This window comes from Paucisalibacillus algeriensis, assembly GCF_000577245.1.
GTDB lineage: Bacteria > Bacillota > Bacilli > Bacillales > Amphibacillaceae > Ornithinibacillus.
Genome location: NZ_CBYO010000014.1, coordinates 394,909 through 407,365, shown reverse-complemented (window position 1 = coordinate 407,365; position 12,457 = coordinate 394,909). Strand labels below are relative to the sequence as shown.

General features: G+C 33.4%; 12 protein-coding genes. 4 read left to right on the top strand and 8 right to left on the bottom strand.

Going from position 1 to position 12,457, the window contains the following annotated elements; genetic code table 11:
* Positions 1-137 precede the first annotated feature (137 nt).
* From TY11_RS11640 to TY11_RS11630, 3 genes are read left to right on the top strand one after another with little or no spacing between them, the layout of a single operon-like run.
* Positions 138-671 (top strand): hypothetical protein, encoded by a 534-nt coding sequence (locus tag TY11_RS11640; RefSeq protein WP_042146294.1) that lies wholly within the window; start codon positions 138-140, stop codon positions 669-671.
* Positions 672-701: 30 nt separating this feature from the next.
* A complete protein-coding gene (locus tag TY11_RS11635; protein ID WP_042146292.1) occupies positions 702-1,529 on the top strand; it encodes an aminoglycoside adenylyltransferase domain-containing protein in 828 nt (275 codons plus the stop codon).
* Between the two features lie 42 nt (positions 1,530-1,571).
* Positions 1,572-2,330 (top strand): GNAT family N-acetyltransferase, encoded by a 759-nt coding sequence (locus TY11_RS11630; RefSeq protein ID WP_081755909.1) that lies wholly within the window; start codon positions 1,572-1,574, stop codon positions 2,328-2,330.
* A gap of 161 nt (positions 2,331-2,491) precedes the next feature.
* On the opposite strand, the gene TY11_RS11625 is transcribed toward TY11_RS11630, so the two are convergent.
* Genes TY11_RS11625 through TY11_RS11615 form a run of 3 tightly spaced genes read right to left on the bottom strand, consistent with a single transcriptional unit; the run spans position 2,492 to position 5,825 of the window.
* Complete coding sequence (locus TY11_RS11625) at positions 2,492-3,898, bottom strand: sensor histidine kinase (protein ID WP_052345811.1); 1,407 nt, start codon at positions 3,896-3,898, stop codon at positions 2,492-2,494.
* Positions 3,886-4,557, bottom strand: a complete 672-nt coding sequence (locus tag TY11_RS11620) for a response regulator transcription factor (protein WP_042146288.1) — start codon at positions 4,555-4,557, stop codon at positions 3,886-3,888. Before TY11_RS11620 ends, TY11_RS11625 begins: the two co-directional genes overlap by 13 nt.
* 11 nt (positions 4,558-4,568) lie before the next feature.
* Entirely contained in the window at positions 4,569-5,825 is a 1,257-nt protein-coding gene (locus tag TY11_RS11615) for a hypothetical protein (RefSeq protein ID WP_042146285.1), read from the bottom strand.
* A 170-nt stretch (positions 5,826-5,995) separates the two neighbouring features.
* Here TY11_RS11615 and TY11_RS11610 point away from each other — a divergent pair, with 170 nt between their 5' ends.
* Positions 5,996-6,901: a polysaccharide deacetylase family protein gene (locus TY11_RS11610; RefSeq protein ID WP_231495813.1), complete on the top strand. Its 906-nt coding sequence runs from the start codon at positions 5,996-5,998 to the stop codon at positions 6,899-6,901.
* Between the two features lie 162 nt (positions 6,902-7,063).
* Here TY11_RS11610 and TY11_RS11605 read toward each other — a convergent pair whose 3' ends face one another.
* From TY11_RS11605 to TY11_RS11585, 5 genes are read right to left on the bottom strand one after another with little or no spacing between them, the layout of a single operon-like run.
* Positions 7,064-7,675, bottom strand: coding sequence for a lytic transglycosylase domain-containing protein (locus TY11_RS11605; RefSeq protein WP_042146283.1), 612 nt, complete (start codon positions 7,673-7,675; stop codon positions 7,064-7,066).
* A gap of 53 nt (positions 7,676-7,728) precedes the next feature.
* Positions 7,729-8,400, bottom strand: coding sequence for an ABC transporter ATP-binding protein (locus tag TY11_RS11600; RefSeq protein WP_042146281.1), 672 nt, complete (start codon positions 8,398-8,400; stop codon positions 7,729-7,731).
* Positions 8,393-9,517 carry an ABC transporter permease gene (locus TY11_RS11595; protein WP_042146279.1) on the bottom strand — a complete coding sequence of 375 codons (1,125 nt, stop codon included), beginning with the start codon at positions 9,515-9,517 and terminating at the stop codon, positions 8,393-8,395. The genes TY11_RS11600 and TY11_RS11595 overlap by 8 nt, the downstream gene beginning before the upstream one ends.
* Positions 9,514-10,737 carry an ABC transporter permease gene (locus tag TY11_RS11590; RefSeq protein ID WP_042146277.1) on the bottom strand — a complete coding sequence of 408 codons (1,224 nt, stop codon included), beginning with the start codon at positions 10,735-10,737 and terminating at the stop codon, positions 9,514-9,516. Before TY11_RS11590 ends, TY11_RS11595 begins: the two co-directional genes overlap by 4 nt.
* 33 nt (positions 10,738-10,770) lie before the next feature.
* Complete coding sequence (locus TY11_RS11585) at positions 10,771-12,354, bottom strand: DUF6583 family protein (RefSeq protein ID WP_042146275.1); 1,584 nt, start codon at positions 12,352-12,354, stop codon at positions 10,771-10,773.
* Positions 12,355-12,457 lie beyond the last annotated feature (103 nt).

The following is a 12,457-nucleotide window of genomic DNA, read 5'->3' as shown; positions in this document are numbered from 1 at the left end:
TTTGCATCTAGAGGAATTTGCCCAAACAAATAGGGCTTGAATAATAAAAATTATCTGAAATATATGGTACAATGTCTGTATTAATGGTTAGTGCATAGATGATTAAACTAGAAACAGTTTGGCGGGGGGAGAATTTATTGAAAAAAAAATGGGGTTATATAATTGCCTTTATTATGTTGTTATTAATAGGGTCTCAAATTCATCTGAGTCTAAGTTATTTTTACACACCACTTACATATCCTAAAGGAAACATTTCCCTATTTGAAGATATTACGTTTACAGATTTCAAGAAAAAAATGGGAATTGAAGTGATAAAGTGGGAAAATGAAGTTCGAAGTTCTTATCAATTTGTTACGGATAAGAAAGAAATAAAAGATCTATTGGAGCAATTTGACAATGCTGATAAGCTTGAGGATTATGATATGGATAAGTATTTGGCGGACTTACCCGAAAAAGATAAAGGTACAAAGTATAATATTATGTTTAGACAATTAGAGGAATTGGACAATAATTTAAAGGTTGGTGGAAGAGTAATTATTTCATTTGAATTTTATGAGAACCATGATGTCTTGGAAGTATCAGATTTTTATTTCTTTACATTAAGTAAGCGTTTTAAAGAGGATATATATTCTGCAATATCAGATGAAGAAAAATGGATAACGAATGATTAGTAACACAACGTTACGGGATGAGGTATTTGAATGAATTTACCAAAGGATGTAGAAACCATTCTAGAAGAATATATAAAACTATTAGATGAGCATTTTCCTAGTACTCTGGAGGAATTTTATATACATGGCTCAATTGCTATCGGAGCTTATGAAAAGAACTCTAGCGATATAGATTTTCTTGCGGTAATGAACCGCCGTTTGACAGAAGAAGATACTGAATCGTTAAATTATATCCATAAAATATTAGCACAAAATTACAGGAGGCCAGAATTGGATGGAGTTTATATCAGTTGGGAGGAATTATCGAAAAACAATTCTAAATCAATTGATAGCAATGGAAAATACCCGTTTTATAATGATGGTGAGATACATTTTGGCAACTACTTTAATTTTAATCCGGTAACCTGGTGGACCTTAAAAAATAATGGAATCAAGTTAATCAGTAGAGATCCAAAGGAATTTGATTTTGAGGTGTCAGCAGAAGAATTACTTTTGTACGTACATGACAATATGAATTCATACTGGTTAAGTTATATACAGCAAATAGAAAAGAATAAACCGCATTTACTTAATTTTATGTCTGAAGAGATAGATCAAGAGATTGAATGGATTGTTCTCGGATTGTTACGTCAGTTTTATACCATGAAGGAACAAAATATAGTTTCGAAGTTAGGAGCAGGAAATTATGGACTAAGCCATCTTCCAAGTAGGTGGCATAATATAATTCAAGAAGCAATTAATATAAGAAAAGGAGAAAACGATAGAATGTTTTCCTCAGACATGGAAAGAGTGGAAAACACTATACATTTCTCTCAATATTTGATTGAGCATTGTAATAGTTTTGTAGGTATTAATTAGTTTAGAAATAAAATCTATCTTGGGGTGAGGGTATTGTTGGAAATGATTCAAACAGTTGAGTTAACAAAAGAAAATATACATGACAATGGGTGTTATTGTCTTCGTAGCCAACCTAAATCAACTGGTTACAAAAATAAAACGGAATGGTTATTGGATAGGTTCAATGAAGGATTAACATATAAAAAAATAATGGAGAATGGTAAACCAGCAGGATTTATTGAATATACACCTATTGAGTACTCCTCAAGAGTCATTTATGGAGAGAACTATTTAGTAATTCATTGCTTATGGGTGGGTATAACAGGGAAAGGCTATGCATCAGAACTGATCCAGCAATGTATAAATGATGCGAAGGAACAAAATAAAGCTGGTGTTATCGTTGTCACGAATCCAGATACTTCATGGACACCAAGTAAGGAAGTTTTTATTAAAAATAATTTTGTTGAAGTAGATCATGCACCTTATGGGTTTGAATTACTTGTGCATAAACTGAATGATTCAACAAATCCATATTTTCCCATTGACTGGGATGAAAGACTAGAGATCTTTGAGAAATTAACAATTATTCGCACACAACAATGCCCGTTTATTGAGATCGCAACTGATAATGTTCTTACTGCAGCAAACAAGTTAGGTATAAAAACAGACATTGTAAACTTGAAAACCCGGGATGAATTGATGGGGTTATCACCAACTCCATATGGTGTATATGGAGTAATCTATAAGAAGAAATTAATTGCTTTTCATAGACTTACTACTCACTCTGCTTACAAAAAACTAAAAAGTATGTCTAATATGTAAATTACTTTATCGTAACTATAAGAATAGCGAAGAGGAAGTCCTAAAAGGAAAGGACGACCTCTTTGTTTTGAAGTGTTAATAATTTGCTAATTACAACGATGCATTAAGTTGCTTCATTTTCCCTTACTAAATAAATGGGACCAGGTACTTTTTTCGGTCAATTAACTCATCGGAATACTAATTGTAACTTTAGTTCCTTGTCCAAATGTACTATCAATTTCCAAGCGGCCGTGATGAAGATCGATAATATGCTTACAAATAGCCAGTCCAAGCCCTACACCAGTAGTCTGCTGATTTGGTTTATAAAAGGGATTTGAAATATTTGGCAAATCAGTATTTTTAATTCCCGCTCCATTATCTTTCACCTCAATCATACAATGGTTTCCACTTAGGTAACAAGAAATGATTATTTTTCCTTCTGGACTACTGAATTTAATAGCGTTGTCTAACAGATTTATAAGTACTTGCTTTATACGATTGCGATCAGCAATTAAGTCTATATAATCTGAAACATGAATACCCAATTCGATTTGCTTTTTTTTAAGTTGCTTTTCTAATTGCTCCGCGACTTCCTTGATTAAATTTTCAACATGGAACTTATTTGGTTCAATATGAAAAGCCTCGTTATTCATCCTGGAAAAGTCTAATAGTTCCTCTACTAGAATAATAAGTCTCTCCGTTTCCCTCGAAATTATCTTCATCCCAGTTTTCATTTCATCAGGATTATTTAAACTTCCTACCAATAAAGTTTCGCTCCATCCTTTAATACTTGTTAATGGTGTGCGTAATTCATGGGAAATAGAGGACACAAATTGGTCTTTTAGTTTTTCATGTTGCAATAATGCATTGCACATGTCATTAAAGGATTTTGCAAGTGTTCCTAATTCTCCAATATAACTTTCATTAATACTTGAGTCAAAATCACCTTTGGCAAAACGCTTTGAAGCCTCTGTTATTTGTGTTAGTGGAGTGGTGATTTTTGTTGCCAATGCTTTACTTAATAACAAAACAACAAAGATAATGCTTACACCAATTGCTAGAGCGATGGTAATGATTTTTTGTACAAGATGATCAATGTTGGACAGTGAAATAACATAACGAAAATAAATAATCGTTTGACCATCATAGTTTAAAGGTACCACTGCTGCCATTATCCGCTCATCCGTTCCTGGATTTTTCCCTTTCCAAACACTTGGTTGATCAATGGAAGCTGTATTTAATATGTTTTCTTCAATGTTATGCTCCGGAAGAAAACCAGTTGAAGAAGCTAATACCTTACCTGAGGGTAAAACAATTTGCATTTCTGCTCCTTGCATTTTAAATTCACGAATCATATCCGGAAGGCTATTCTTCAAATTGTAAGGTGATAGGTCTGAAAATTTCATGGCAAAGTTTGCTGAGCTTTGGGCATGAGAGGAAATAACATCCTCCGTATTTCTGTAATAATATTGATAAATACCTATAAAGAAAATACTCTCGAATAAGACCACTGTTAATGTAATAATGAACAGGTGTAGGCGCAAGAGACGTTTTCGTATCCCTGGTTTTGATTTATTTACTTTTCCCATTTATATCCATAACCCCAAACAGTCTGAACATATTTTGGATCAGAAGGTGTATCCTCAATTTTTTGTCTAATACGACGAATATTTACGTCAACAATCTTGGGGTCGCCGGGAAAATCAAGTCCCCAGACCTCATCTAAAATATCATTCCTACTTACTGCTTTTCCCTTGGCCAGATCCAGAATAGAAAGAATTCCATATTCCGTAGGGGAGAGCTCTATCTTAATTCCATCCTTTTGGATACAGCGTTGCTCTCTATCCAATTTTACTCCGGACACCACGTTTGTTTTATTGAGATTGATACGACGCAGTAGAGAATTTATTCTGGCGATTAATTCATTGGGACTAAAGGGTTTTGGAATATAGTCATCGGCTCCAGTCACAAGTCCAAGTATTTTGTCCGATTCTGTTGTTTTTGCTGTTAGCATAATGATACCCATTTGTTGATTGGTTTCCCGGATTCTTTTTGCAACCTCGAAGCCATCTATACCAGGGAGCATAATATCTAATAAAATAATCGAAGTGTCAGGATTCTTCTCTAAAAGTTGAAGTCCCTCCTCACCAGTCTCTACTTCCATTACGGTAAACCCATATCGTTTTAGATTTATTGTAATAAAACCTCTAATACTTTCTTCATCTTCAATAATTAATATTTTTTCCATTTTTTCATCCCTCAGTTAATTAAATCAAGTGGTTCTATTAAATGAAATAAGAGCCTATTGTTGTTTTTAGTTGTTTTAGTAAGATAGAGATATTCATCTGTTTCAGCTATAACATGCCAATCATCATTAGGTGCTTTCTTATTTTTGGTTATATAAACATCAAAAAACACAACTTCTGTTCCGGCTGGTTTTATCTCAAGATGTCTTCGGTCATCAGAACGATCAATTTGAATCCTGGGCCAGTCCAATGGAATGTCTACTCGAAAAAGATGTTCATAGTCATAGTACGCTTTTGAAACAACTTCTGAATTCCAATTATCATTTAATTGATAGTGAGTTGTAATATAAGGTGTGGTAGCATATGGAAGTAATTCCTCCATATAGGGTTCTTCTAACACGCCATATTCTAGAATACCATCATTGTTTGTGTCAGTGCTAACTACAGCAGATGCCTTAAAGGTGGGGTCTTCTGAACCAGAAAATAGATTGGTTAACTTACCGTTCTTAATTGAAATGACAAAAGTTTGAGCAGAATGTGCTCCGACACCGGCATCTAGCATCAGTCCGTGCTCTGTATTTGATATTTGGCCACTTTGATAACTGTAATATCCATTAATATAAGAATCTAATTCTAGATGATCCCGTTCTACAATGCTAGAATTTAGGTTTTCATATAGATAAACTGTATTATGTTGTCCCCTATTAAATTTTATTAATACTAGACTGTTTTTATCTTTAGAAAATTGATCCACAAGTAAGTAAGAATAAGGTTTATCAAGCAGAATCTTCGGTTTGGATCCAGATGATATATCATAGACCAACAAACCATAATCCTCAGAATCCTCTGTATAGGCATATCCTGCAAGAATCTCTAAAATTCCATCCTGATTTAGATCATAAAATGCTAAATCAACCAGAATTCTCCCTTCTCCATCAATATTCATCACCTTTGTCCAACCATTAATATCTTTTAATACGATTCCTTTTATTAAATTTGATTGTTGCTGTGATTTATAAAAGGCTACTGCCTCATTCACTTGGTCTCCATCTAGGTCAATAAGCTCAATTGGACTTCCATCTTCGTTATTTAAAGGAGTTAGTAATTCAACATTTTCAGGCAGATATTTTTCTATTGCAATTCTTAGTTCTTCTTTTGCCAATGGAAGTTGTGGAGGAGTTATTAAATCGGCATTTGATTGAAAAATAGAACACCCTCCAACTACAATCAAGGCACCGATTAATAGCAATAATTTAAGCAATAACTTCATTTAAGTCCATCCTTTAACATTAGTCCTAAGATAATAGTATACCGAAATAATTAAATAAAAAAACATCAAATTAGTTACAAAAGGATTGTCATTTTAATGTAACTAATGACATAGAAAGATAGCTTACTATTGTGATAGAAGATATTGTCGAGGAGCTGAGAATTTTGTCAATGACAACACGAAAAAAATACAGATTAAACAAGAAGGGGAAAGTAGCAGTTATATTCATATTTCTTATGCTTATCATACTAACATATTTTACTTGGGGATTAATTTCTAATCAAAAGGTTGTGGCAAAAAATAGTAATTTATCAAAAACTAGCTCATTAAACTATGAAAAGCCTTCAAAAGAATTGGTTAAGAAACCCTTTCCAGTGCAAAGGGATAAGGTAAGTAAAGAAACATTAAAAAAAGATGAAAAAGTAATTTCTCCATTAGAGGAATCTGGTAATAAAGATATAGAACCCCCTTTGGAAACTGGCAAAATTGTTTATCTAACATTTGATGATGGACCACATCCAATTGCTTCTAAAGAAATAATTGAATTACTAGACCAATATGACGCCAAAGCAACATTCTTTATGCTAGAGCCTAATATGAATCGAAATACGGAAATTGTAAAGACTATGAAAGAAAAAGGGCATACCCTAGGGGTACACGGAATAACACATGATGTATCCAAAGTATACAAATCACCAGAAAACTTCGTTAATGAAATGAACCGAGCAATTGATTCTATTCATGAAATAAGCGGAATTAATACACACTTAGTTAGGGCACCATATGGATCAAAACCTTACATTACTCCTAAATTTAAAGAAGCTTCAGATAAAAATAACTTTATTCTTTGGGATTGGAATGTGGACTCGAGGGATTGGCAATTAACAAATGGAGAATTTGTCGAAAATACAATTACACAAGTAAATCACCTTGTTGAAAAAGAGCCAATAGTGATATTGTTACACGAAAAAACAACAACTTCGGCACACTTAAAGAGATTACTTCAATACTTTGTGGATAATGGATATGAAATGCGAGCAATAAATGAATGGATGATACCTGTTCAATTTAAATAAGCAAAGAATTAATTTAAACTAGATGTTAGGTAGTAGAATAAGTCTATCTAATTCTAGTATTTACAATGAATGAAAACTAGATTAATAGAAAAAAATACGGTTTAATAGTAAAAAAACTAAAGGCACTTGCAAATTGTATTGCAGTGCCTTTAGCTCATATTCTTATACGAAATAATTCTCCATAACTTTCTTCACATAGTTCTGAGTTGCTTCAAATGGTGGCACACCTTGATATTTATCCACATTACCTGGGCCAGCATTATAAGCAGCTAATGCAAGCTCCATATTTCCATCATATCGGTCTAACATCTCACGCAAATACTTCGTTCCACCATAAATATTCTGTTGAGCATCATAAGGATTCAAAACACCCAATCCACGAGCAGTTGTAGGCATTAGTTGCATCAAGCCTTGTGCACCAGCACTACTTTTAGCAAATTGATTATAATTTGATTCTGTCTTTATAACAGAATGAATTAGTTTTTCATCAATACCATAACTTCTAGATGCTTCTGCAATAATAGAATCATAGTCATTTGGTATTGCCTGTAAACCACTAGGTTGTAAGTTATTCAGATTATACAACTGTGGGGAGGACAATACAGGAGTGTTGACCTGTTTGCTTGTCAAAGTCGTATCACCCAATTTGCTTTCTAGTATTTGCTTAAAAGCGAGGTCTACAATAGGAGAATAATTTGATAATCCACTATTGTTTGAGCTCAAAATCGACATGGCTTGATATGTCATAAGGGTCTGTAATTGTCTTATATCCATCGTAATATCGCTCCTAATCTCTTCTACTATTTTACTATATTCTTTCGAAAATACTAGATAGAAATTATTTCCTTACCTGATTTTGCTAGAATACCCTCATAAAACGGATCATGACCAATACAGATAATTCTATCACAGAGCTCTTTTATTTCATCCATATCATGTGAAGTGTAGACAATCATTTTATTATGTTCTTTAGCCTGTTTCCATAAATAGGAACCAATTTCCTTTTTGGACTTTAAATCAATTCCTACAGTAGGTTCGTCTAGTAATAATAAATTCGGATCATGGATTAGCGTGATGGCCATATTTAGTTTTCTTTTCATTCCACCAGATAGGGTCTTGGCTTGTTCATACCATTTATCGAGATTCATTTCTAAGCATAATTCTCTAAGCTGACTTTCGCTTTTTGATGCATAGGACAACTTCTCAAAAAAGAGCATATTTTCCTTAACTGATAATTCTTCCCAAATGGCAATATCTTGTGGGACATACCCAATAGATTTACGTACGTTTTTACGTTTTGTTTCGTAGGAAAAATTAAACAGTTTGATACTCCCATTATCTGGTTTATCTATGGTGGCTAGTATTCTTAATAGAGTAGATTTACCGGCACCGTTTTCCCCGACAAGCCCAATGACTTCACCAGGATTAACCGTAAAAGAGAGGTTGTGTAATATATGATTTTCATCATAACTTTTGGCTAGTGCTTGTACATCAAGCATTGGAAGTCTCCTTTCGTATAAGAACCATGGTAATGGTGATGATCCCGGTAATATTCCATAGGATTGTTAGATCCCCTTTTAAAAAAGCTTGAAGGGGATTTAAGAGTTCTATCATATTACTTTGTGGCAGAATAGGAATAATTGTACCACTGATAACGGCTAGAATTAATGTAATAAGAATAGAAAAACCGTAAAACACACCTGTTTTTCTAAAGCATTGTGCAAGGCTAAAAGTTAGCAAACAAAGCATCACTCGAAATGTTACTATAACGAATAAAAAACTTATGGAGAAGGCTTCGTTTAAATAGATCGTAAATACTGTTATGCTAATTAAATCAAATAAGAAAAACAGTAAGAAATAGCATACAATGTTTTTAAAATAGTAACTAAATCGAGTCATCTTTATAAAGGAGAACCGATTTGTCACAGCTAATGACTTTTCTCTGATAATCCAGTCTGATAAGAAAAGGGCACTTAGTAAACTAAGGATAGCCCATATACCCCATGTATCCCAAGATAGAAGGGATGGGTTATCAACAGGCTCATTAGTATTAGAATAGGAAAAGCTAGTATTCAATAAATTTTCATCGACCTGAATCTCTTTACTCTTTTCATTTACTTCTTCCCATGTCCAGTTGTCTTCGCCCTTATATTCCTCATTCATGTTTAGGATAAAGTTTGCGACCTTTGCTCGGCCACTTTCTTCTTGAACGAGGGAAACAATCAATTCTTTTACTGGGGAATAAGCAAATGAAAGCTCCGTTCGGTAGCTAGAAATAAGGTTATTTCGCTTACCGCTTAATATGGCTTTTTCAAATCCATCATGTATGACAAAGACACTATCGAGCTCGTGTTTTTCCAATTCATAAAGTGCTTGTTCTACTGAATATTTGGATACTCGAACTAACTCTGATGCTTCTACGGAATTGATTAATTCCGAAGCTAACTCAGTATTATCCTCTGAAATAATGCCTATTGGTACTTTAGAATCTTCTTCAATTGTACTCACAGTAGTGATAAATAAGCTTGTACCAACTACAGGCAAGAGTAACCAAAATAGCATACTGACAGCTTTTTTCTTCCATAGAAGTAGTCGTGTAAATAATATATCCATCATGATTTAACACGCTCCCTCAGTGTCGAGATTCCTACTGTCGCAAATGCCCCAACAATGATTGATAGTAGTAGGGGAGTATAGTCCACATATATTCTTTCATTTAGTAAGATTTCTTCTAACCAAAAAAATATTTGATTAGAAAATACAAATTGCAAATAATCTTGCATGTACAATGGTAAATAGATATCAGGAATAAATGACCCACTAGAAAGCATTAAAACAGCAGTTAAGCCAATTTGTAGAAATAATCGTATTTTCTTGGAATCAATAATTGATTCAATAATGGTTAATACAAATAAGAAAGTAAGGTTAAAAATGCTTATCAACACAAACATTCTAGCGTAATTTTCTAGAGGAATATCTAATTGTAAAAGATGAATGATTCCTATAAATAGTAGTATTCCTAAGAAAGTTGTTAAGAAAAATGTAACGATTACTCTTGCTATCATTTGTTGTAGTTCTGTAACACCGTAAAGCATCATTCTAGTTTGGATTTCTTTCGATTGTTCCTTAAATAAAAGCTGATAAACCGAAAGTACCCATATAGTTAGGATGAAAAAACCTGCTGCTAAACCAAAATATTCCTTTGGTGAAGTGGTTACTTTATTGGAAAGGACTTGTTGGTCTAATACATTGTCTTTTCCAATTGCATAAAGCAAGAACTCGTTGAATTGTTCTAAGACAATCTGATTTCTTGTTTCAGAATCCATATCCAATTGCTTTGCAAAGTAATTAATGGTTAGGATATTCGCTTGTGATGAGCTAATATGTCTTGTAGCACTATCAACCAATTCTTTAATAAAATAGCTTTCCATTTGTCGATTAGGATGGCCGATTACCGACACAATAACGGATTCACCATTGTATAATTTTTTGGTAAAGCTTTCAGGGAAAAGGATGTACGCGATTAATTCATCTTGGGCAATTTTCTTTTTGGCTTCATCCTCTGATACTTGTTCCATATGTAAAAAGTCACCAAGCTGAGAGGATTCGGCTAACAGTTTCAACACCATTTCAGTTTCCGTTGATTGATCTAAATCTACTAAACCAATATGTAAGGGTTTCTCATCTAAGCTAGTAATATAATTCACAAAAATAAAGGATACTAATCCAATGAATAAAAAAGGAAAAAGCAAAAGAAGAGGAAGTGATCGCCACTTCCTCCTAAGTTGCAAGAAATTATTTTTGGTGAATAATGATAAAAGCTTAAGAAAATGCATTATGTTCACCTTCTTCAATTGTTACAGAAAAAATTAAAATCCAAAACCAATAACACTCATTAGCCATTCTTCAAATTGTGGAGCAACTTCCGTTTCAAAATATGTCATTAACTCTTCAGCAGACATACTTCCAATATCTTTTACTTCATCTTCTTTAGGTAATTCAATACCATCCGATACTTTTGCTTCTTTATCAATGTACAGCACAACTAGGTCTTGTGCAATATCATTACTAGCAACGGATAATTCATGCGAGGAATTCATGCTATCTCCATTATATTCAGCATTTCCTGACCAAATCAGGTCAAATTGATAAGATGTTGCGTCTACAAAAGAGAATGTACGGTTGAATTCTTTATTACTATCTTTTAATGTTTCATTAGATTCATAGATTAGTTTACCATCAGGAATAGAGAGGGTAACGGAATCATTAATTTCACCTTTATCATTTGATAGTGTACCTTCAAGTGTAAGGGATTGGTCAAGACCCTGTTCCTCAACACCTAAGTCATATTCAAATGAAAGGTCAGTTTTATCTTGGCTCAGGTTACCGGTTAGATACAATGTAACTAGTTGATCTGCAGTTGGACCTAACTCAATGGAAAAATCACGCTTTACGATAACATCCTCCGCAACCCAAATGGTAGAAGTAAATCCTTCTGGAACCTTAAAATTATCTAGTCCATCGATAGCATCTTGTATCACTTGGTCATACTCTTCTTCAAAATTAGGAATTTCAAGGTTTGCATTTTCACCCAATACAAATGGTCCTGTACCTTGAGTTTGAATGTAATTTAGTAAGATGTCTTTTAATTTTTCATCTTCTGCCATTTTTGTTAATGTATCGTTTAATATTTCTTTTACTTGCTCTTCAGTTAGGTGGAAAGTGATTTTTTCTGATTTTACATTGTCATTTCCAATTTTAACAGTTTCGCCTACAGATTCAAATGCTTCATCTGGAAGAGCATCATATAATGCCTTAACATATTCATCTTCCAAATATTTTGCATCTTCTTCAGCAATAACATTACCTTCGAATAGCATATTAAAATCCAGTTTTTCTTCCCCGGTAAATGTCATTGGGTCGAATTGCTGCACTAACTTACCAAAATCGTCACCTTTAAGTTGAAGTACCTCATTAATAAAAGGAAGACCAAGCATTAACTTTTCAGAAGTTAAGTAAAAGTTAATGTCTTCAATTGTAAAATTGCCGAAACCACCCTTTAATTCAGCAGAGGCAATTTTTTCTTTGCGATCTAAGTTTGTTGTTAATGTAACAGTAGAGTTGTTAATGATTTGATCAGGTGATACAAAGCCAGTGCCCTGTGACAATGGCATGTTTACTTCGGCTGATAGCTCGTAAATATTTTCAATTGGTTTTTCGAGTGATTTTTCAGACCAATCTATCTCAGAACCATAGCGATCCTCCATTTGTTCAACAAACAAATCATAGGTATTCTTTTCAGCAAGAAAATAGTTTACTTTAGGATTATTATCTAATAGGACAAATGCAGCTACACTTCCGCCTAAGAGTAAAACTGCAGCAGCAATAATAATTGCAATTACCTTATTAAATCCCTTCTTTTTTTGTCCCACTTCATGATTGTTTTCTAACATCGATATTCCCCTTTCAAAGCTCCTAAATAATAAAAAAATCAATACATTCATTGTATAACACCAAGTGCAAAAAGAGTCAATTAATTTTCGAAAAGCTCTAAAT

Coding starts and splice junctions, on each gene's coding strand:
- TY11_RS11585 (WP_042146275.1), bottom strand. CDS start 12,354: ATGTTAGAAAACAATCATGAAGTGGGACAAAAAAAGAAGGGATTTAAT.
- TY11_RS11600 (WP_042146281.1), bottom strand. CDS start 8,400: ATGCTTGATGTACAAGCACTAGCCAAAAGTTATGATGAAAATCATATA.
- TY11_RS11620 (WP_042146288.1), bottom strand. CDS start 4,557: ATGGAAAAAATATTAATTATTGAAGATGAAGAAAGTATTAGAGGTTTT.
- TY11_RS11625 (WP_052345811.1), bottom strand. CDS start 3,898: ATGGGAAAAGTAAATAAATCAAAACCAGGGATACGAAAACGTCTCTTG.
- TY11_RS11590 (WP_042146277.1), bottom strand. CDS start 10,737: ATGCATTTTCTTAAGCTTTTATCATTATTCACCAAAAATAATTTCTTG.
- TY11_RS11635 (WP_042146292.1), top strand. CDS start 702: ATGAATTTACCAAAGGATGTAGAAACCATTCTAGAAGAATATATAAAA.
- TY11_RS11605 (WP_042146283.1), bottom strand. CDS start 7,675: ATGGATATAAGACAATTACAGACCCTTATGACATATCAAGCCATGTCG.
- TY11_RS11630 (WP_081755909.1), top strand. CDS start 1,572: ATGATTCAAACAGTTGAGTTAACAAAAGAAAATATACATGACAATGGG.
- TY11_RS11615 (WP_042146285.1), bottom strand. CDS start 5,825: ATGAAGTTATTGCTTAAATTATTGCTATTAATCGGTGCCTTGATTGTA.
- TY11_RS11595 (WP_042146279.1), bottom strand. CDS start 9,517: ATGATGGATATATTATTTACACGACTACTTCTATGGAAGAAAAAAGCT.
- TY11_RS11610 (WP_231495813.1), top strand. CDS start 5,996: ATGACAACACGAAAAAAATACAGATTAAACAAGAAGGGGAAAGTAGCA.